Source organism: Cellulomonas alba (genome assembly GCF_030362835.1).
GTDB lineage: Bacteria > Actinomycetota > Actinomycetes > Actinomycetales > Cellulomonadaceae > Cellulomonas > Cellulomonas alba.
Window position 1 is genome coordinate 891,967 of the sequence record NZ_JAUCGQ010000001.1, and the last position, 20,763, is coordinate 912,729.

17 protein-coding genes are annotated in these 20,763 nt (G+C 73.7%); 4 read left to right on the plus strand and 13 right to left on the minus strand.

Annotation, left to right across the window (positions count from 1 at the left end; all coding sequences use genetic code 11):
* Window positions 1-40: 40 nt before the first annotated feature.
* From QRT04_RS03940 to QRT04_RS03960, 5 genes are all read right to left on the minus strand, one after another.
* Window positions 41-1,006 carry a carbohydrate ABC transporter permease gene (locus QRT04_RS03940; protein ID WP_407653549.1) on the minus strand — a complete coding sequence of 322 codons (966 nt, stop codon included), beginning with the start codon at window positions 1,004-1,006 and terminating at the stop codon, window positions 41-43.
* Entirely contained in the window at window positions 1,003-1,962 is a 960-nt protein-coding gene (locus QRT04_RS03945; protein ID WP_289453665.1) for a carbohydrate ABC transporter permease, read from the minus strand. Before QRT04_RS03945 ends, QRT04_RS03940 begins: the two co-directional genes overlap by 4 nt.
* A gap of 83 nt (window positions 1,963-2,045) precedes the next feature.
* Window positions 2,046-3,452, minus strand: a complete 1,407-nt coding sequence (locus QRT04_RS03950; protein ID WP_289453667.1) for an ABC transporter substrate-binding protein — start codon at window positions 3,450-3,452, stop codon at window positions 2,046-2,048.
* A gap of 166 nt (window positions 3,453-3,618) precedes the next feature.
* Window positions 3,619-5,259, minus strand: a complete 1,641-nt coding sequence (locus QRT04_RS03955; protein WP_289453669.1) for a glycoside hydrolase family 13 protein — start codon at window positions 5,257-5,259, stop codon at window positions 3,619-3,621.
* A gap of 675 nt (window positions 5,260-5,934) precedes the next feature.
* Window positions 5,935-6,960, minus strand: a complete 1,026-nt coding sequence (locus QRT04_RS03960; RefSeq protein ID WP_289453672.1) for a LacI family DNA-binding transcriptional regulator — start codon at window positions 6,958-6,960, stop codon at window positions 5,935-5,937.
* 248 nt (window positions 6,961-7,208) lie between these two features.
* On the opposite strand from QRT04_RS03960, the gene QRT04_RS03965 reads away from it, so the two are divergent.
* Window positions 7,209-8,081, plus strand: a complete 873-nt coding sequence (locus tag QRT04_RS03965; protein WP_289453674.1) for a serine/threonine-protein kinase — start codon at window positions 7,209-7,211, stop codon at window positions 8,079-8,081.
* 47 nt (window positions 8,082-8,128) lie between these two features.
* Here the strand turns inward: QRT04_RS03965 and QRT04_RS03970 are convergent, their stop codons facing one another.
* Window positions 8,129-8,626, minus strand: a complete 498-nt coding sequence (locus QRT04_RS03970) for a flavodoxin domain-containing protein (protein WP_289453676.1) — start codon at window positions 8,624-8,626, stop codon at window positions 8,129-8,131.
* A gap of 167 nt (window positions 8,627-8,793) precedes the next feature.
* On the minus strand, window positions 8,794-9,282 hold the full coding sequence (locus QRT04_RS03975) for a MarR family winged helix-turn-helix transcriptional regulator (RefSeq protein ID WP_289453678.1): 489 nt from the start codon (window positions 9,280-9,282) through the stop codon (window positions 8,794-8,796).
* A 158-nt stretch (window positions 9,283-9,440) separates the two neighbouring features.
* On the opposite strand from QRT04_RS03975, the gene QRT04_RS03980 reads away from it, so the two are divergent.
* The 3 genes from QRT04_RS03980 to QRT04_RS03990 all read left to right on the plus strand — a co-directional run bounded on the left by QRT04_RS03980 (window position 9,441) and on the right by QRT04_RS03990 (window position 12,985).
* Window positions 9,441-10,586, plus strand: coding sequence for an endo-1,4-beta-xylanase (locus QRT04_RS03980; RefSeq protein WP_289453679.1), 1,146 nt, complete (start codon window positions 9,441-9,443; stop codon window positions 10,584-10,586).
* Window positions 10,587-10,742: 156 nt separating this feature from the next.
* A complete protein-coding gene (locus tag QRT04_RS03985) occupies window positions 10,743-12,260 on the plus strand; it encodes an endo-1,4-beta-xylanase (RefSeq protein WP_289453681.1) in 1,518 nt (505 codons plus the stop codon).
* A 140-nt stretch (window positions 12,261-12,400) separates the two neighbouring features.
* Window positions 12,401-12,985: an NYN domain-containing protein gene (locus tag QRT04_RS03990; RefSeq protein WP_289453682.1), complete on the plus strand. Its 585-nt coding sequence runs from the start codon at window positions 12,401-12,403 to the stop codon at window positions 12,983-12,985.
* Window positions 12,986-13,237: 252 nt separating this feature from the next.
* Here the strand turns inward: QRT04_RS03990 and QRT04_RS03995 are convergent, their stop codons facing one another.
* From QRT04_RS03995 to nirB, 6 genes are all read right to left on the minus strand, one after another.
* Window positions 13,238-13,996, minus strand: a complete 759-nt coding sequence (locus tag QRT04_RS03995; RefSeq protein WP_289453683.1) for an alpha/beta fold hydrolase — start codon at window positions 13,994-13,996, stop codon at window positions 13,238-13,240.
* A gap of 75 nt (window positions 13,997-14,071) precedes the next feature.
* Window positions 14,072-14,851 carry a sirohydrochlorin chelatase gene (locus QRT04_RS04000; protein WP_289455699.1) on the minus strand — a complete coding sequence of 260 codons (780 nt, stop codon included), beginning with the start codon at window positions 14,849-14,851 and terminating at the stop codon, window positions 14,072-14,074.
* A gap of 68 nt (window positions 14,852-14,919) precedes the next feature.
* On the minus strand, window positions 14,920-16,038 hold the full coding sequence (locus tag QRT04_RS04005) for a uroporphyrinogen-III synthase (RefSeq protein ID WP_289453684.1): 1,119 nt from the start codon (window positions 16,036-16,038) through the stop codon (window positions 14,920-14,922).
* Window positions 16,039-16,118: 80 nt separating this feature from the next.
* On the minus strand, window positions 16,119-17,354 hold the full coding sequence (gene cobA / locus QRT04_RS04010; RefSeq protein WP_289453685.1) for a uroporphyrinogen-III C-methyltransferase: 1,236 nt from the start codon (window positions 17,352-17,354) through the stop codon (window positions 16,119-16,121).
* Window positions 17,351-17,788, minus strand: a complete 438-nt coding sequence (gene nirD, locus QRT04_RS04015; protein ID WP_289453686.1) for a nitrite reductase small subunit NirD — start codon at window positions 17,786-17,788, stop codon at window positions 17,351-17,353. Before nirD ends, cobA begins: the two co-directional genes overlap by 4 nt.
* Window positions 17,785-20,373, minus strand: a complete 2,589-nt coding sequence (gene nirB, locus QRT04_RS04020) for a nitrite reductase large subunit NirB (RefSeq protein WP_289453688.1) — start codon at window positions 20,371-20,373, stop codon at window positions 17,785-17,787. The genes nirD and nirB overlap by 4 nt, the downstream gene beginning before the upstream one ends.
* Window positions 20,374-20,763: the final 390 nt, after the last annotated feature.

Sequence of the window (20,763 nt, forward strand, 5' to 3'; positions counted from 1 at the left end):
GGGGGCGTGGGCACGATCGGACGCCGTTCTCGTGCGGGCGTCAGCCCTTGACGGCGCCGCCGAGGCCTGCACCGCGCAGGAACATGCGCTGGAAGATCAGGAACATCGCGATCGGGATGAGCGTCGAGATCGCGAGCGCCGCCATGAGCGTGCCCTTGTCGACGTTCGCCATCTGCTGCAGGTAGACCGACAGCGGCATCACGGACTGGTCCTTGAGCACCAGGAAGGGCCAGAGGAAGTCCTTCCACGACGCGATGACCGCGAACACCGAGACCACCCCGAGGATCGGCCGGCTCATCGGCAGCACGATGCTCCAGAAGAGCCGGAACGGGCCCGCGCCGTCCATCCGCGCCGCCTCGAAGATCTCGTGCGGCAGCGACGAGAAGAACCGTGCGACGAGCACGACGTTGAACGCGCTCGCACCGGCCGGCAGCCACACCGCGAAGAAGTTGTTGATCAGGGAACCGCCGACGGGCGGGTGCACGATGATCCGGTAGAGCGGCACGAGCAGCACGACGGCGGGCACGAACAGCGTCGTCAGGATCGCCGCGTTGAGCAGCTTCGCCCACCGCGGCCGCAGCACCGAGAGCACGTACCCGCCGGTCGTCGCGACGAGCACCTGGCAGGCCCACGAGCCCAGCGCGACCCACACGGTGTTCATGAAGAACTGGCCGATGTGGTACCTGGTCCACGCCATCTCGATGTTCTGCGTCGTCGCGCCGTTCGGGAAGAACTCGAGCGGTGTCGACTGGATGTCGGCGGTCGGCGTGAACGCGAACTTGGCGAGCAGCAGCAGCGGCCCGAGGCACCAGACGAGCAGCAGGACGAGCAGCAGCACGTGCATCGTCCGCCACGTGTGCCGGACGGCCGGCCGGCGCCAGTCGGCGGTCGAGAGCGCGCCGCGGTCGGGCTCGACGTACGAGGCCCGTCGACGGCGGCCCGTCGCGGCGCCGGCGACGACCGCCGCCGGGGCGGCCAGCGGGGTGCGGGTGTCGGTCGTGGTCACGAGGTGCTCCAGCTGCGGGTGAGGCGGAAGTAGACGAGCGACAGCACGGCGAGGAACACCGCGAGCAGCAGGCTGAGCGCCGTCGCCTCGCCGTACCGGTTGCCGATCGACGTGAAGGCGAGCTGGTAGACCCACAGCATCACGGTCAGCGTCGCGTGGTTCGGGCCGCCGTTGGTGAACAGGAACGGTTCGAGGAACACCTGGGCCGTGCCGATGATCTGCAGGATCAGCGTGATGAGCAGGATGCTGCGCAGCGCAGGCATGGTGACGTGCCAGACCTTGCGGAGCACCGAGGCGCCGTCGACCTCGGCCGCGTCGTAGAGCTCCGCGGGGACGGCGGTCAGGGCGGCGAGGTAGATGATGACGGTGCCGCCGGCCGCGGCCCACGTCGCCTCGAGCACGAGCGAGGGCATCGCCATGTGCGGGTCGTTGAGCCAGCTGTAGGGGCCGAGGCCCACCCAGCCGAGCACCGTGTTGAACACGCCCTCCGGGCGCGGGTCGTAGAAGAACTTCCACAGCAGGACCGCGACCACCGGCGGCACGACGACCGGCAGGTACGCGAGCGCCGAGTAGAAGCCCTTGCGCCGCCGCAGCTCGCTCATCAGCACCGCGCCGATCAACGGGACCGGGTAGCCGAAGATCAGCGCGAGCAGCGCGAACCAGGCCGTGTTGCGGATGACGGTCGGCAGCAGCGGGTCGGAGAAGATCTCCTTGAAGTTGTCCAGACCGACCCACACCGCCGGGTCCGTCAGGTTCGTCTTCTGGAAGCTCATCACCACGGCCGAGACGATCGGCCACCACGAGAAGATGCCGAAGATCAGCAGGGCGGGCAGCCCGAACAGCAGGGCCGTGAGGCCGCCGCGGCGCACCCAGGTCGCGGGCGTCCGGCGCGGCTTGGGCCGGTCTTTGCCGGTCCCCGTCGGGAACTTGGTCAGGACGACGTCGTCCGTGGTCATGTCTGGCTTCCTATCAGGATCGGCGAGGTGCGCCGGTGGCGCCGGCCGACGTGTCGCATGTCGGCCGGCGCCACCTCAACGGCTCACTTGGCGGAGTCGATCGCGGACTGACCCGCCGCGTTCGCGTCCTTGAGCAGCTTGTCGATGTCGGCGTTCTTGTCGGAGATGACCGCCTGCACGACCGGGAACAGCTGCGCGTAGAGGTCCTGGACCGACGCGGACGCCTCGGGCACGAGGTTCTGCGTGAACATCACGTCCGTGTAGCCCTTCATGTCGTCGAGCGGGACGTTGATGTAGTCCTTGATCCACTCCTGCGACTGCTGGTAGTTCTCCTTCGAGAAGATCGGCAGGACGGGCGTGCCGACCGCCTGCGGCGGGTTCTGCTCGGCCAGACCCTTGGCGTCGGCGATGGCCTGGTCCTTGTCCTGCAGCTTCGCGAGGTACCACCAGTCGATCCACTTGACGGCCGCGTCCTTCTGGGCGTCCGTCGAGTCCTTGGTGACCGCTGCCATCGTGCCGCCGGTCAGCGCGCCGCCGCCGTTGGACGTCGGGATCGCGGTGAGCCCGTAGCCCCAGTCCTTCGTCACGCCGTTGGCCTGGACGAGGGCGTTGTAGACGTCGGAGCCCGACGTGTACATCGCCAGGTTGCCGGCCGCGAACTCGGTGTTGATCTCGCCCCAGCCGAGGTCGGTCCGGTCGAGCAGCGACTTGTCCTCCCACTTGAGGTCGTGGAGCCACTGCAGGTGCTCCTTGACCGCCGGGTCGTCGAGCGTCGCCGTGTACTTGGTGCCGTCGAACTTCTCGATGACGCCGCCGCGCGAGTTGGCGCCCGCGGCGAGCTGCCAGCCGCCCGAGTTGTCGAGCGCCATCGTCGCGTAGCCGGCCTTGCCGGTCTTGTCGTGGATCTGCTTGGCGTCGGCGCGGACCTCGTCCCAGGTCGTCGGCGGCTTGTCGGGGTCGAGCCCGGCGTCCTTGAACAGGTTCCGGTTGTAGTGCAGCGCCACGGCGTAGATCGACTTGGCGGGGACGGCGTAGATGTGGCCGTCGTCGCCCGTGCCGTTGGCGATCAGCTTCTCGTTGAACTGGTCGCCGTACGGCAGCGCCTTGACGTACTTGTCGATGTCCGCCAGCTGGTGGTTCTCGATCAGCGTCTTGCCGTCGGTGAGCGGGATCTCGAAGACGTTGGGCAGCGTGCCGCCCGCGAGCTGCGCCGTGAACGTCGACGCGAGCCAGTTGTAGTCCTCGGGCTTGACCGTGATGTTCGGGTACTTCGCCTGGAACGACGCGACCCGGTCGGCGAGCTGCTTCTTGGCGGCGTCGTCGGCGGTCGGGAGCAGGCCGGCGACGGTGATGGTCACCTTCTGGTCGCCTGCGGGCGCGCTGCTGGTCGCGTCGCCGCTGCCCTTGCCGTTGCTGCTGCAGGCCGTCAGGGCCAGGGCAGCGGCGACCGCGGTCGCTGCGAGCACGGTGTACCTACGTGGGGACTTCATCGTCACTCCTCGGTGTCGGGGCGTCCGGGCCGGGCGCCCGTCCTGGTCAGGTGCGGGTGGTGGTGGATCACTGCGGACTGCTTCGGGAGGTGGTGCGGGATCGGGCTGAACGGTGGAGCTGTCAGGCGGGTCGAGCGATCGTGCTCCTGCGGGGCGGGTGTCGGGGTCAGGCGGTGCGCAACCACGCAGCCGTGTCCGACGGGAGGAGCCCGGCCGCGAGCGGAGCGCTCGTCAGCAGGACGTCCGTGTGGGGCGGCAGCGGTGCCGGCTGCTGACCCAGGTTGACGACGCACGCGACGTCGCCACGGCTGAACGCGAGCACGTCGTCGCCCGCGTCCAGCCAGCTGAGGGGACCGTCACCGAGGCACGCCTCGCGGCGGCGCAGGGCGAGCAGGTCGCGGTAGAGGTGGAGCATCGAGTCGCCGCGCGACGCCTGCTGCTCGACCGTGAGGTCGGCCCAGGACGCGGGCTGCGGGAGCCACGGCTCCGCCGCCGCGCCGTCGGGGCTGAACCCGAACGGCGGCCGGTCGCCGGACCAGGGCAGCGGGACGCGGCAGCCGTCCCGGCCGGGGTCGACGCCCCCCGACCGGAAGTGCATGGGGTCCTGCAGCAGCTCGAGCGGCAGGTCCTCGACCTCGGGCAGCCCGAGCTCGTCGCCCTGGTAGACGTACAGCGCGCCGGGAAGTGCCGCGACGAGCAGCGCCGCGGCACGCGCCCGGTGCCCGCCGAGCTCGAGGTCCGTCGGCGTCCCGAACCGCTTGGCGGTGAACGCGAACGACGTGTCCTCGCGGCCGTACCGCGTCACAGGGCGCGTGACGTCGTGGTTGGACAGCACCCACGTCGCCGGGGCGCCGACGTCCGCGTGCATCGCGAGCGTCAGCTCGATCGACTCGCGCAGCTGCTTCGGGTCCCACGGGCGGGCCATGAAGTCGAAGTTGAACGCGGTGTGCATCTCGTCGGGCCGCAGGTACTGCGCGAACCGCGCCTTGTCCGGCAGCCACACCTCGCCGACGAGCACGCGCGTGCCCGGGTAGGAGTCGGCGACCGCGCGCCACGACCGGTAGACGTCGTGGATCTCGTCGCGGTCGACGTGCGGGTGCTCCCCCGGGCCGGCGTTCTCGACGTACTCCGGCAGGTCCGCGTCCTTGACGAGCAGCGCGGCGGAGTCGATGCGGATGCCCGCGACGCCGCGGTCGAACCAGAACCGCAGCACGTCCTCGAACTCCGCGCGGACGTCGGGGTGCGACCAGTTGACGTCGGGCTGCTGCGGCGCGAACAGGTGGAGGTACCACTCGCCCGGCGTGCCGTCGGGGTTCGTGGTCCGCGTCCACGTGTTGCCTGCGAAGTCCGAGACCCAGTGCGTCGGGATGAGCTCGCCGTGCTCGCCCTTGCCCGGGTGGAACCAGAACCGCGCGCGCTCCGGGCTGCCCGGGCCGGCGGCGAGCGCCGCCTGGAACCACGGGTGCTGGTCGGAGACGTGGTTGGGGACGACGTCGATGATCGTGCGGATGCCCAGCTCGAGCGCCTCCGCGATGAGGACCTCGGCCTCCTCGAGCGTCCCGAACGCCGGGTCGATCGCCCGGTAGTCGGCGACGTCGTATCCCCCGTCGGCGAGCGGCGAGACGTACCACGGGGTCACCCAGATCGCGTCGACGCCGAGGTCGCGCAGGTAGGGCAGGCGCGACCGGAGACCGGCGAGGTCGCCGGTGCCGTCCCCGTTCCCGTCGGCGAAGCTGCGCGGGTAGACCTGGTAGATCACCGCGCCGCGCCACCACAGGGGGTCGGTCTCGGGCTGAGCCTGGGCCACTGAGCTTCTCGTCTCTCGCGGACCGGCGTCGGCGCCGGTCGGGTGGATCGAAGGTGCGTGCCTGACGAGTCCCGGGGGCCGCGGCGTCCGTGCCGCTCCGCCTGGTGCTCGCCTCCGGTCCGGCCGTGTCGTCCTCGTCGGCGACACCGCGTCGTCCCGGCTGCGGTCCAGACACTAAAGGTTCCGACGAGACGCACGCAAGAACTCGACAACCGAGTTATCAAAGTGTGACCAATGGCCGGGAGATCGCCATCGTCGGCGGACGAACGCACGACGTGACGGCCGCCACACCCCGCGTCCGCCCGGATCCTGCGGGCCACCGCGCGCCCGGTGGTGCGCTCTCGCGACCCGCCGCCGCGTGCCAGCCGTGTCATGGCATCCGACCTGACGTTGGCCCGCGCGACCCCGGCCTGCGCGCGAGACCTGTGGTTGCGTGCGAGGCCCGTGGTTGAAGCCACAGGTCTCGCGTGGGACCACACGGCGCGTTGCGACGGCGCGACGGCCACCCTGGGCCGATGCGGTGCGCGGCGACCGGCCCGCGGTTCGCGCCTCCCGGCGCCGACCGGCGGGCGGCCCGCCGAGCTGCTCGAAACGAGCGCTGCGGCTCGAGCCGGGCGTGGTGGATCGAGCCGAGCGGTGTGGTCCGGGTCGGTCGCTGTCCGCGACCCGAGCAGGTCAGGCGCGCGCGGGCGCTGCGGCGGAGACCGGGGCCGTCGAGCCGCGGACCACCAGCTCGGGCTCGAACAGCAGCTCCTCCTGCGGCACCGACGCGCCGCCGATCTGCCCCACGAGCAGGTCGATCGCGGCCCGGCCCATCGACTCGATCGGCTGCCGGACCGTCGTCAGCGGCGGCTCGGTGCAGTTCATGAACGCGGAGTCGTCGTAGCCGACCACCGAGATGTCCTCAGGAACGCGCAGGCCGGCGCGGCGCGCGGCGCGGATCGCGCCGAGGGCGAGGGGGTCGCTCGCGCACACGATGCCGGTCACTCCGGCGCGGATCAGGCGCGTCGCGGCCGCCTGGCCGCTCTCGAGCGAGTAGGCCGAGCGCACGACCTGGTCGTCCGACAGCTCGAGCCCGAGGCGCGCGGCGATCGCGCGGGCCGCGCCGAGCTTGCGCTCCGACGGCATGTGGTCGACGGGGCCGAGCACGAGGCCGAGCCGGGTGTGGCCGAGCGCGGCGAGGTGGCCGATCGCCTGCTCGACCGCGACCTCGTCGTCGCACGACACGCGCGGGAACGGCAGCGACTCGATCGACGCGTTGATCAGGACGACCGGCAGGTTGCGGTCGGACAGCCGCTCGTAGTGCCCGTGCGACGCGTCGCGCTGCGCGTAGTGGCCGCCCGCGAACACGATGCCCGACACCTGCTGGCCGAGGAGCAGCTCGACGTAGTCGGCCTCGGAGACGCCGCCCGCGGTCTGCGTGCACAGCACGGGAGTGAAGCCCTGCTGCGCGAGCGCCCCGCCGACGACCTCGGCGAACGCGGGGAAGATCGGGTTCTGCAGCTCCGGCAGCACGAGGCCGACGAGGCGCGCGCGCTCGCCGCGCAGCTTGGTCGGGCGCTCGTAGCCGAGCACGTCGAGCGCGGTGAGCACCGACTCGCGCGTCGCCTCCGACACGCCGGGCTTGCCGTTGAGCACGCGGCTCACCGTCGCCTCGGACACCCCGACCTTGCGTGCAACCTCTGCGAGACGCCGTGACATGACCGCCATGCTAGTAGGGAACAGCGCAAGTCGTTTGCATTGGGCTGCAAGAGGTCGACGTGTTTCGGCGAACCGGCGCGGGCGCTTGCGGTCGTGTGCGGCGCGGGGAAGGCGCGACGCCGACCCGAGCGCCGTCACGTGGCGGATACCACCCGCGTTCCGGCGTGCGGGCCTCGCCCTCGGCTCCTACCGTCGATGCGGACATCGAGAAACCGCCGCTCCGCGGCGCCGACAGACGGAAGGAAGCCGTGCCCCTGCGTCCGTCGAGCGACCTGGCCGGCGTCGAGCTCGTCCGCCGGTACCGGTTGGCGTCGCCGCTCGGCCAGGGCGGGTCGGGCGAGGTGTACCGCGCGACGGACTCGCGGCTCGGGCGCGAGGTCGCCATCAAGGTCTTCGCGCTCGGCACGGCGTCCCAGTCGGAGATCCGCCAGTACGCCGCCGAGGCGCGCGTGCTCGCGGGCCTGTCGCACCCCGGGCTCGTCGCGCTGCTCGACGTCGGCGCGGACACGTTGCGCGAGGCGGGCCCGGTGGCGTTCCTCGTGACGGAGCTCGTCGACGGGCGCACCCTGCGCGACACGCTCGCCGACGGTCCGCTCGAACCCGGCCTCGTCGCCGACGTCGGGCTGCAGCTGGCCCGCGCGCTCGACCACGCCCACGGCGCGGGCGTCGTCCACCGCGACGTCAAGCCGTCGAACGTGCTCGTCGCGCCGGACCGGGCGAGCGGCGGCGGGAGCGAGGCGCCGTGGCTGCCCGTGGTGCTCGCCGACTTCGGGATCGCGCGCGCCGCGACGCCCGGCGCGGGGTCCGAGCAGCTGACCTCGGGCACCGCGGGATACATCAGCCCCGAGCAAGCGCTCGGCGAGCAGGTCGGGCCGTCGGCGGACGTGTACTCGCTCGGGCTCGTGCTGCTCGAGTGCCTCACGGGCGAGCGCGCCTACCCGGGGGACCCGCTGGCGAGCTCGCTCGCGCGCCTGCTCTCCCCCGTGTCGGTGCCCGAGCGCTTCGGCGCCGACTGGGTGCGACTGCTCACGGCGATGACCACCACGGAGTCCGACGGGCGCCCACCGATGCCCGCCGTGATCGCGGAGCTGCGCGCGCTGCGGCGCGCGTCGACACGCTGAACCGTCGGTCCGGGCGGACCGGTCGGACGTCGGAACCGCCCGGAGCGTCAGACCAGCAGCGGCGTGACCTCGGTCGCGATGCCGTCCGCCCACGCCGTGACGGCCTCGAAGTCGCGGTGGTCGCCGGCTCGCGCCCGGCCGGCGGCGATGTGCGCGCGCTCGGCGAAGCTCAGCTGCGCCAGGTCGAGGCGGCCGCGGAAGCTGCGGTGGCCGCGCGCGTCGAGCGCCTCGACGAGCGCCGCGATCTCGTGCGGCGAGTTGGCGGCCGCGGCGGGCTGGGTCGCCAGGCCCGACGAGAACAGCCACACCGCCTTGCCGTGCGTGCGGCCGACGAGGCGGTCGCCGAGGTCACGCGCCGCGGGGAGCCAGTGGCCGAGGTACACCGCCGAGCCGAGCACGATGGCGTCGAAGCCCGCGACGTCCGCGACGTCCTGCGGCTCGCGCACGGTGACGCGGTGGCCGTTCTCGCGCAGCACGGCTGCGACGGCCTCGCCGATCTCCCAGGTGGCACCGTGCCGCGACGCGACACTGACCAGGACGTCCATCGATTGCTCCTCTCGACCGAGCACGCGCGCCCGGGACCTGACCGCGGTCGGCCGGCGCGCGCTCGTTCCATCCATGGTCGCGGGTGAGCGATCCGGACGAATGGGCCCGAGGTCCTGAGGAGGCGCCGGCGGTGCGGCGCTGGCCGCTCCGAGGCCGGCAGCGCCCGTCAGCGCGGGCCCGGGATGTCCCGTTGCGCGGCCCGCAGCCGGTCGGTGAGCTCGCGCAGCCGGGCGAGCTCGTCGGCGTCCAGGGCCGGCGCGACGAACCGGTGGATGGACCGGACGTGCCGCCGCCCGATCTCGCGCTGCGCGCGAGCGCCCGCATCGGTGAGCGTGACGGCGACGCCGCGCGCGTCGCCCGCGACCGGACCACGCGCGACGAGCCCGTCGTCCTCGAGCCGCTCGACGAGCCGCGACAGCGACGGCTGCGTCAGCAGGCTGCCCTCGCCGAGGTCGCGCAGCCGCAGGGTCTGCCCCGGCGCGCGCGAGAGGGCGAACAGCACGTCGTACTCGCGCAACGTCAGGTCACCCCAGACGTCGTCGCGCTGCAGGCGGCGCAGGAGCGTGACCTGCGCGCGGAACAGCGACTCCCACGCCTCGGCGGTCTCGCGCGTCGTCGGCTCGCGCCCGTGGTCGCGCCCGCGTCCGCTCGTCATCCGTCCAGCATGCTCCATGCATCTGCATGGATCGCGCAGGCGCCGCGTTCACCCGGTATCGCCGCCCGTTGCCGGCCGCGGGGCACGCGCCCACCAGTAGCCTGGACCCCGCAACTTGCGTCGCATGCGCCGAAACGAACTCGAGGACGAGGTCACCCATGGTCACGACAGCCGGGCCTGCCGACGGCTCCGCCCCGCGCCGCGCCGTCCGCCGCCGGGCTCCCCTCGTCGGCGCGACCGCCGCGTGCGCGGCTCTCCTGCTGACGGCGCTCACCGCGTGCGACGGCTCGACCGGCCCGGCCCCGTCGTCCGCGCCGGCCGCGCACGAGACGGCGCCCGCGAGTCTCGGGGCGCTCGCCGCGCGCGCGGGCAAGGACGTCGGGTTCGCGACGGGCCCCGACCTTCTCGCGATCGCGCCGTTGAAGGCGGTGGTCGACGCGCAGGCGACGCTCGTCACGCCCGAGAACGTGATGAAGTGGCAGTACACGGAGCCGTCGCAGGGCCACTTCGACTTCTCGCAGGGCGACGCGCTGGTCGCGTACGCGCAGGCGGCAGGCAAGAAGGTCTACGGCCACAACCTCGTGTGGCACTCGCAGCTCGCACCCTGGGTCGCGGGCCTCGACGCGGCGGCGCTCCGGCCCGCGATGGAGAACCACGTCCGCCAGCAGGCCGAGCACTTCAAGGGCAAGGTCGTCGCCTGGGACGTCGTCAACGAGGCGTTCGACGAGGACGGCACGCGCCGCGACGACTCCCCGTTCCAGCAGAAGCTCGGCGACGGCTACATCGAGGACGCGTTCCGCACCGCCCACGCCGCCGACCCGAACGCCAAGCTCTGCTACAACGACTACAACATCGAGAACATCGGCGCGAAGTCCGACGCGGTCTACGCGATGGTCAAGGACTTCCGGTCCCGCGGCGTGCCGATCGACTGCGTCGGCTTCCAGAGCCACCTCGTGCTCGGCGGGGTGCCGCAGGACTTCGTCGAGAACCTCGAGCGCTTCGCCGCTCTCGGCGTCGACGTGCGCATCACCGAGCTCGACATCCGCATGGCGACGCCCGCCAGCGACGGCGACCTCGCGCGCCAGGCGGACGACTACCGCACCGTGTTCGCCGACTGCCTGGCGGTGGCCGCCTGCCAGGGAGTGACGATCTGGGGCGTCACCGACAAGTACTCGTGGGTGCCGACGACGTTCCCCGGCCAGGGTGCCGCACTCGTGTGGGACGACGACGTCCAGCCGAAGCCCGCCTTCGAGGCCATCGCCGGCGCACTGCGGGACGCCCCGCCCGCGACTCCGGAGGGCTGACCGGCCCCCTCTCCGTCGGGCGCTCGGTCGCGCCCCGCCACGGTCCGACGGTTTCGAAACCTGCGCCGCTCTGCTGAACCGTTTCGGAACCTCGCCGCCCGCCTCGCGCGTCGTCAGGCTGCTCGGCGGCACCGGACCGACAAGGAGGTCACACCCATGCCCCAGACCCCGACCGAGGGCGCCCGCCACCGAGCGACCCGTACTGCACCCGCGCGCCCCGCGCGCACGTCCCACCGCGCCGCCCGCATCGGCGTCGTCGCCGTCGCGGCCTGCCTCGTGACGGCAGGCGCGTTCGCGCTCCCCGCGCAGGCCGCCAGCACGCTGAAGGACCTGGCCGGCGCGAACGGCAAGGACATCGGCTTCGCGCTCGACCCCAACCGGCTGTCGGAGTCGGCGTACAAGTCGATCGCCGACAGCGAGTTCAACCTCGTCGTCCCCGAGAACGCGATGAAGTGGGACACCGTCGAGTCGTCGCAGGGCAGCTTCAACTTCGGCCCCGGCGACCAGGTCGTCGCGTACGCGCAGCAGACCGGGAAGAAGGTCTACGGCCACAACTTCGTCTGGCACCAGCAGCTGCCGGGCTGGGTCCAGAACCTCAGCGCGAGTGCGATGAAGACGGCGATGGAGAACCACATCACCGCCGAGGCGACCCACTTCAAGGGCAAGGTCTTCGCCTGGGACGTCGTCAACGAGGCGTTCGACGAGGACGGCACACGCCGCGACGGGTCGCCGTTCCAGCAGAAGCTCGGCGACGGCTACATCGAGGACGCGTTCCGCACCGCCCACGCCGCCGACCCGAACGCCAAGCTCTGCTACAACGACTACAACATCGAGAACATCGGCGCGAAGTCCAACGGCGTCTACGCGATGGTGAAGGACTTCAAGTCGCGCGGCGTCCCGATCGACTGCGTCGGCTTCCAGTCGCACTTCATCGTCGGGCAGATCCCGTCCGACCTGCAGCAGAACCTCCAGCGCTTCGCCGACCTCGGCGTCGACGTGCGCATCACCGAGCTCGACATCCGCATGTCGACACCGGCCACGCAGTCGGGCCTCACGCAGCAGGCCGCCGACTACAAGAAGGTCGCGCAGGCGTGCCTCGCGGTGACGCGCTGCCAGGGCCTGACCATCTGGGGCATCACCGACAAGTACTCATGGGTCCCGGGCACGTTCTCGGGCCAGGGCGCCGCGCTCGTGTGGGACGACAACTACGCGAAGAAGCCGGCGTACGACGCGCTCGCGCAGGCGCTCGGCGGGACCGTCGTGACGACTCCCCCGCCCACCACGCCCGTCGTCACGACGCCGCCGCCGACCACCCCGGTCGTCACGACGCCGCCCCCCACGACGCCGCCGCCGTCGACCGCGTGCAAGGTCCAGTACCAGGTCAACTCGTGGAACACCGGCTTCACCGCCAACGTCACGATCACCAACACCTCGTCGTCGGCGATCAACGGCTGGACGCTCAAGTTCACGTTCCCGTCGGGCCAGACCATCACGCAGGCGTGGAGCTCGAAGGCGTCGCAGTCCGGGTCGAACGTGACCCTGACGAACGAGTCGTGGAACGGCTCGTTGCCGGCCGGCGGCAACACCGTGATCGGGTTCAACGGCGCGTACAGCGGCACGAACACGAACCCCTCGTCGTTCACGCTCAACGGCACGGCCTGCTCCCTGGGCTGAGCTCTGAGCCGCACGGGTCCCCGCGTCACGCACGGGGCGCCGGACCCGCCGGGCCGTCACGCACGAGGCAGCCGGGCACGACCGGACGGGCCGCACACCTCTCGGGTGTGCGGCCCGTCCGCGTCGCTACGCTGCGGAGCATGTCGACCGACGCCGCGCCGCGCCCCACGTACCTGCTCGTGGACGGCGAGAACATCGACGCCACCCTGGGCGGCTCGATCCTCAACGCGCGGCCCGCGCCCGACCAGCGACCGCGCTGGGAGCGGGTGCTGCAGTTCGGCGAGCAGGTCTGGGGCCAGCCGGTCCGCGGCCTGTTCTTCCTCAACGCGACGAACGGCTCGCTGCCCATGTCGTTCGTGCAGGCGCTGCTCGCGATCGGGTTCCAGGTGATCCCGCTGGCGGGCGACCCGTCCGACCGCGGCGAGAAGGTCGTCGACGTCGGCATCAAGCGCACGCTCGCGGCCATCGCGGGCCGCGACGGCGACGTGCTGCTCGCGAGCCATGACGGGGATTTCGCGCCCGAGGTCGAGACCCTCGTGGACGACCCCGACCGCCGCGTCGGGCTCCTGGCGTTCCGCGAGTTCACGAGCACGGCGCTCGCCGGGCTCACCGCGCGCGGGCTCGAGACGTTCGACCTCGAGGGCGACGTGCACGCGTTCAACGTGCAGCTGCCGCGGCTGCGCATCATCCCGCTCGCCGAGTTCGACCCGCTGCGCTACCTCTGACTCGGCGGCCGGCGGCACGAGGGTGGAGCGGACGTGTGGACGCCCTTTCCGGCCGCCGTCCCGGGTGGGAGCGATACCACCGTTGTGACGGCGGTCACGGACCCATAACGATCCGTCGGCGCGCCCGACTTGTCCGCTCTGCCCGTACCCTGCGCCGCGTCAGCGGTGGTAGACAAGGCCGCTGTGCGTCCGGGTCGGCCGGTGCGACGTGTCAATGGCGACAGGTCGGGCCGGCCGGCCCGGACGGCTGCATCAGGAGCTGAACCCCTGGGCGATGGTCGCGTCCATCGCCGCCCAGACGGGCTCGCTGTCGTCCCCGCGCAGGATCGCGATGCCGTGCGCCGTCCCCGGGACCTCGAGGAACGTGGACGGGTCGGTGCTCGCGTGCGAGACCTGGCGCGACGACGTGGACGCGACGCCGGCGTTGTCGTCCTTCGACGCGACGACGAGCAGCGGACCGGTGAAGTCCTGCGAGCCCTCGGCGGCGTCGGCGCCTGTGACGAGCGCGGGCGGGCTGAACGCGACGAAGGCCTTCGCGCCGACCGACGCGGCGTACGCCCCGACGAACGAGCCGCCCTTCGACGCGCCCACGAGCGCGACGTCCTGCACGCCCGAGCGCTTGAGCGCGTCCACCGCGCCCGCGACGACCTCCGACGTCTGCTGGGGGTAGGTGAACGACGCGATGGCGTAGCCCTGGTCGAGGAAGTGCTGGTACGCGAACGACCACTGGCACCAGTCGCCGCCGTCCTGCGGCGCGAACACGATGCCGTGGGTTCCCTTCCCGCCGACGGCGACCGGGGCGGCGGAGCCTTCGTCGGGGTTGCCCTCGACGAAGCCGCGCGAGCCGTCGGGGAAGCACTCGGGCGCGGCGATCGCCTTGGGTCCGGTGGGCGTCGGCGAGGCAGTGGTAGCGCTCCCACCGCTCGACGAGCTGCAGCCGGCGAGGGTGAGGGCGAGCGCGAGGCCGCAGGCGGAGAGCGCGGTGGCACGAAGCGTCTTTGCAGGTGACATGGGAAGTGACTACCGGTTGACGGCGGACCGGGGCAACCGTTTCAGCCAGATTCGTCGGCCTCGGTGCGGATCCCGTCAACCGCCCGCGGCGCACGCCGCGTCGAAGCGGTCCAGCACCACGGCGACCAGGCGCGGGTCGGTCTCGTCGGGGCCGGCGAGCGGCGCGGCGACGACGTCCGCTCCCGCCTCGAGCACCCGGTCGTGGAAGTAGCCCGGCGCGAGCAGGTACGACGCGACGACGACGCGTCCGCCTGCGCGCAGCCCGCCGCGTGCGGTCGCCACGGCCTCGGGCACGCGTGGCCGTGCACCCGCGCCGTAGCCGATCGTCACAGGCCCGGGGAGGCGGTCCGCGAGCCCGGCGGCGGTCGCCTCGACCGACAGCGCCGCAGCGGCGTCCGACGAGCCCGCGGCCGCGAGCACCACGGCGTCGTCCGCGCGGAGACCGGCCTCGAGCAGGCGGTCCGTCAGCAGGTCGACGAGGCGCGGGTCGGGGCCGAGCGGAGCGGCCGCCGCGGCGCCCGGGCGGTCGACGGCCGCCGCGATGTCGACCTTGACGTGGTAGCCGACCGAGAGCAGGAGCGGGACGACCACCACCGCCGGCGCGGGACCACCCGCGGGGTCGGTCGTGCGGCCGGTCGTGGGGCGGGTCGTTGCGGCGGCGGCAGGGGCGCCCGCCGGGTCGCCCGCGCGCTCGGCGAGCGCCGCCGCGACGACGTCCGCCACCTCCGGCTCCTGCACGTCGACGAACGCCTCGCGGACGTCCAGCTCGGGCCGGGCCGCGGCGACCGCCGCCAGCAGCGCGCTCACCGCGGCGCGGCCGGCCGGGTCGTCCGTGCCGTGCGAGCAACCGACCAGGACCGGGGCGCGTCGACCCGGGCCCGGGCACGGGCCCGTCGTCGGGCGCTCCGCGTGCCAGGCGTTCGTCACGGCGCTGCCTCGAGCTCGAGCCGGTAGCCGCGCTTGACCACCGTGCGGATCAGGTCGCGCGACCCGGTCGCCTCGCGCAGTCGCGCCACGGCGACCTCCGCGGCGTGCGGGTCGCGCGAGTCCCCCGGCAGGGCCGCGAGCAACCGGTCGCGCGGCACGACGGAGCCGCCCGCCGTGGCGAGCAGACGCAGCACCTCGAGCCCCGTCGGGGACAGCGGGAGCACGCGACCGTCGAGCACCGCGGCGCCGCGATGGACCTGCAACGGGCCGGCCACCGTGCGCAGCGCCTGCAGGCCGCCGTAGTGCCCCACGATCGCCCGCACGAGCGAGCCGAGCCGGCCGCGGTCCGGCACGAGGGGCTCGACGCCACGGTCGACCAGCGGGCGCGCCGTCACCGGGCCGACCGCCGCCATCACGACCGTGCCCGCACGAGCGAGCGCGACGATGCGGTCGGCGACTCCCGCGGAGTCGGCCGCCTCGAGCCAGGCCGCCGCGCCGGGCGCGGACGTGAACACCACGGCGTCGATCTCCCCCGCCGCCGTCGCGCGGACGGAGGCCTCGACGACGGCGGGGTCCGGCGGCGGCCCCCAGCGGTACACGACGAGGCTGCGGACGCGCGCGCCGGCAGCGGCGAACGCCTCGTCGAGCCCGTCGGCGCCCGCGCCGTGGTGCTGCACCGCGAGGTCGTGGCCCTCGACGCCCTCGTCGAGCAGCACCTCGGCGATCTCGGCGCTCGTCTCGGACTCGGCGACCCAGTCGGCGACGAGTCCGGCGGCCTGGATCGCGCCGCGCGCCTTGGGCCCCCGCGCCACGATGCGGGTGCCGCAGAGCATGTCGACGAGCTGCTCGGCGAGGCCCACGGCGTCGGCCGCCTCGATCCAGCCGCGGAACCCGATGCCGGTCGTCACGACCACCGTGTCGGGCGGGTCGGCCAGGAGGTCACGGGTCGCCGCGAGCAGCGTCGCGTCGTCGGTGTGCGGCACCATGCCGAGCGCCGGCGCGTGACGGACCGTCGCGCCGCGGCGGCCGAGGGCTGCGGCGAGCTCCGCGGACCGCCGGTCGGCGGTCACGAGCACCACGCAGCCCGCGAGCGTCTGGTCGATCGAGTCGGTCACGGCGTCATTGTGACGTGCGGGCCGCGCGCGCAGGGGGCGCCGTCCGGCCGCGTCGCCCGTGGCCCGGGCGGCGGGCGCGCTCAGCGGTCACCCCGCCCGTCGTCCGACCCACCGGGCTCGAGCAGGCCGGGGGCCGCGACGTCCCCGAGCACGATCACGGCGGGCGCCCGCACCCCGACCCGCGCCGCGACGCCCGCGACCTCGTCGAGGCGGGCGCGCGTGACGCGCTGGGCGTCGAGCGTCCCGCTCTCGACGACCGCCACGGGCAGCGCCGGGTCGACACCGCCCGCGAGCGCGACGGCCGCCAACGCGCCCAGCGCGCCCACGCCCATCAGGACGACGACGGTGTGGGTGCGGTCGCGCAGGCCCGCGAGCGCCGCGGGCGTCCAGCCGTCGTGGCCGTGCACCACGTGGATCGCGCCGACGGTGCCGCGGTGCGTCAACGGGATGCCCGCGGCGGCGGGGACGGCGAACGCGCTGCTCACCCCGGGGACGACGGTGACGGGGACGCCCGCCTCGCGGCACGCGAGCACCTCCTCGCCGCCGCGGCCGTAGACGAACGGGTCCCCGCCCTTGAGGCGCACGACCGTGCGCCCCCGGCGCGCCTGCTCGACGAGGATGCGGCCGATCTCGTGCTGCGGGACCGGGTGGTTGCCGGGTGTCTTGCCGACGTCGATCACCTCGACGTCCGACGGCAGGTCCTCGAGCGCCGCCACCGGTCCGAGCCGGTCGGTGACGACCACGTCGGCCCGCGCGAGCGCCACGCGTGCGGCGACCGTCAGCAGCCCGGGGTCGCCCGGACCGCCGCCGACGAGCAGCACCCGACCGTCGCCCGGCTGCCGGCGACGCGCGCGAAGGTCGACGCTGCCGGAGCGGACGAGCAGCGCGAGCGCGTCACGCACCGCCGTCGTGCGGCCGGGGTCGGCGGTGTCCGACGAGACGACCCCGACCAGCAGGTCCGCCTCGCGGAACGTCGCGGGCGTGCGCGCACTGCCTCGGCCGGACAGTCCGCCCGCGACGCAGAAGACGCGCCGCTCGTCGGCCCAGGCGGCGACCGTGGTGTCGGTCGCGCGGTCGCCCGTCGCCGTCACCACGAGCCACGCGCCGTCGACGTCGCGCTCCTCGACCTCGCGCGCGTGCCACTCGAGCTGCCCCCAGCGGTGGCGCTCCGCCAGCGGCTCGCAGAGCTGTGGCGCGACGACGACGACGCGCGCGCCGTCCGCGGCGAGGCCCGCGACCTTGCGCGCGGCGACCGGCCCCCCGCCTGCGACGAGCACGCGGCGACCGGTCAGGTCCAGGCCGAGCAGCGTCGTCATGCCACCTCCCGGCCGGCCGGCTCGCCGACGAGCGCGCTCGGGGCGGCGCCGACCTCCACCACGCCGTCGCGGAGGCGCACCGGGTAGGTGCGCAGGTCGGCGGGCAGGTCGCGCACGGGGTGCTTGCCGACGGCCTCGAGGCAGCGGCCCGTCACGAGGTCGAACACCTGCTTGTACATCGGCGACGCGACCGTCGTGCGGACCTCGCCGTCGACGGTGCGGGTGCCGACGATGCCGCGCGACATCACGAACGCGTCGCTGAACGGGTCGTGCTGCTGGACCGCGAGCACGCGGTCGTCGACGAGGCGGAACAGCGCGACCTGCTCCGCGGGCCGTCCCCCCTCCTGCTCGTCGGCGACGGGGTGGAGCAGCGCCGCGACGCCGCGCTCGGGCGCGAGGTCCTCGAGCCGGCACACGGGCGTCCACGCGCTCATCGGCGCACCTCCAGCGTCGTCGCGACGAGCACCGGCCCGCCACGGTCGGTGGTCGTTCCCGCGGCGCGCTCGTCCGCCGTCGCAGGGCGCACCTGGCCTCGCTCCTGCACGTACGCGAGCGACGGGTCCGGCACGTCGGGCGCGTTGACGAACGACGCGAACCGGCGCAGCTTCTCGGGATCCTCGAGCGTCGCGCGCCACTCGTCCTCGTACTCCTCGACGTGCCGCTCCATCTGGGCGTCGAGGTCGGCGCAGATGCCGAGGCTGTCGTCCAGCACGACGGCCCGCAGCCCGTCGAGGCCGCCCTCGACGTCGTCGACCCACGGGGCCGTGCGCTGCAGCCGATCGGCCGTGCGGACGTAGTACAGGAGGAAGCGGTCGATCGTGCGGATCAGCGTCTCGGTGTCGAGGTCCTCCGCCAGCAGGCGCGCGTGCCGCGGCGTGAACCCCCCGTTGCCGCCCACGTAGAGGTTCCAGCCCTTGTCCGTCGCGATGACGCCGACGTCCTTGCCACGGGCCTCCGCGCACTCGCGCGCGCAGCCGCTGACGCCGAGCTTGAGCTTGTGCGGGCTGCGCAGCCCCCGGTACCGCAGCTCCAGCAGGACCGCGAGCGCGACCGAGTCCTGCACGCCGTACCGGCACCACGTCGAGCCGACGCACGACTTCACGGTCCGCAGGCTCTTGCCGTACGCGTGGCCCGACTCGAAGCCCGCGTCGACGAGCCGCTGCCAGATGAGCGGGAGCTGGTCGATGCGCGCGCCGAACAGGTCGATGCGCTGCCCGCCCGTGATCTTCGTGTACAGGCCGAAGTCCTTCGCGACCGCGCCGATCGCGATCAGCCCCTCGGGGGTCACCTCGCCGCCCGGGATACGCGGCACCACCGAGTACGAGCCGTCCTTCTGCAGGTTCGCCATGACGTGGTCGTTCGTGTCCTGGAGGGCGGCCCGCTCCCCCTCGAGCACGTGCGCCGGCGCGGTCGTCGCGAGGATCGAGGCGACCGCAGGCTTGCAGATGTCGCAGCCACGGCCGCCGTTGCCGAACCGCGCGACGACCTCGGTGAACGTGGTGAGACCCGCGACGCGGACGGCGTCGTACAGCTGGGCGCGGGACAGCTCGAAGTGCTCGCACAGCGCCTTGCTCACGGTGACGCCGAGCTTCGCGAGCTCGGTGCCGGTCAGCTTCGTGACGAGCGGCAGGCACGAGCCGCAGCTCGTCCCGGCCCGCGTGCACGCCTTGACGCCCGCGACGTCGGTGCAGCCGTGCTCGGTGACCGCCGCTCGGACGGCGCCCGCGCTGACGTTGTTGCACGAGCACACGCCCGCGTCGTCCGGCAGCTCGAGGTCGGGCGCGCCGCCTGCACCGGCGGGGACGAGGTACGCGGACGGGTCGCCCGGCAGCTCGCGGCCGAGCATCGGCCGCAGGCTCGCGTACGCGCTCGCGTCGCCGACGAGCACGCCGCCGAGCAGCGTGCGCGCGTCGTCCGAGAGCACGAGCTTCTTGTAGACGCCGCCGACCGGGTCGGCCCACACGACCTCGAGCGCTCCCGGGGTCGCGCCGAACGCGTCGCCGAAGCTCGCGACGTCCACGCCCGCGAGCTTGAGCTTGGTCGCGGTGTCCGCGCCGGGGAACACCGCCGCGCCGCCCAGCAGGCGGTCGACCGTCACCTCCGCCATCGCGTAGCCAGGCGCCACCAGGCCGATGCACGCGCCCTGGATGCACGCGACCTCGCCGACCGCCGAGACGTCGGGGTCGCTCGTCAGGCACGTGTCGTCGACGACGACTCCGCCGCGCTCGCCGGTGGCCAGTCCCGCGTCGCGGGCGAGCTCGTCGCGCGGCCGGACGCCCGCCGCGACGACCACGACGTCGGCGTCGACCCGCCCGCCGTCGGCCAGGTCGAGGCGACCGACGCCGCCACGCCGGTGGGCGCGGATCCGGGTGGTCGCCGCGTTGACGCGCACGCCCACGCCCAGACCGTTGATGAGGCGCCGGAGCGCCTCGCCGCCACCGAGGTCGACCTGCGCGGACATCAGGTGCGTGCCGACCTGGAGCACCGTGGTGCGGGCGCCCAGCGCCTGCAGGGCGCCCGCCGCCTCCAGGCCCAGGAGCCCGCCGCCGACCACCGCGCCGCGCACCACGGGCCGGGTCGTCGCGAGCTGCTCGACGTAGCCGCGCAGCGCCGCGACGTCGTCGATGGTGCGGTAGACGAAGACGCCCTCGAGGTCCGCGCCCTCGATCGGCGGCACCCAGGCCGACGAGCCGGTCGCGAGCACGAGGTGGTCGTACCGCTCGGTGCGGCCCGTGGCCGTCGTGACCGTGCGGGCCACGCGGTCGACGGCCGTGACGGCCTCGCCGCGGCGGAGCGTGACCAGCGGGTCGGACCACAGCGCGGCGTCGCCGAGCGCGAGGTCCTCGGGGTCGCGGCCCGAGAAGTACGTGGTCAGCGCGACGCGGTCGTACGGCCGACGCGGCTCCTCGGCCAGCACCGTGACGCGCCACGTGCCCGCGGCGTCCCGGTCGCGCAGCGCTTCCACCAGCCGTTGGGCGACCATGCCGCCGCCGACGACCACCAGGTGACGGGGTCCCATCCGGTGCGCTCCTTCCCTTGCGGTGGCTCGACGCTAGGCAGCGCGTGTTTCGGCGCCGGGTGCGGGCCCGTTACCCCGCGGGAACCTTTCGCGCACAGCGCCGATGCCGGGGGTGTGAGCGCCGCGTCCCGCGCGAGCGTGCGCCGCGTCCCGCGCGAGCGAGCCCGCGTCCCGCGCGGCGCGTTCAGCTCGGGGTCTCGGCACACGGGCGGGATCGGGCAAGCCGGGCGTGCGATCGCGCGCTCCTGGTGCGCGATCTCGCCCGTACCGCGCGGGCACGCGCTCCGGCGGCCGGAGGCGCGCCGGGCGGGATCGGGCAAGCCGGGCGTGCGATCGCGCGCTCCTGGTGCGCGATCTCGCCCGTACCGCGCGGGCACGCGCTCCGGCGGC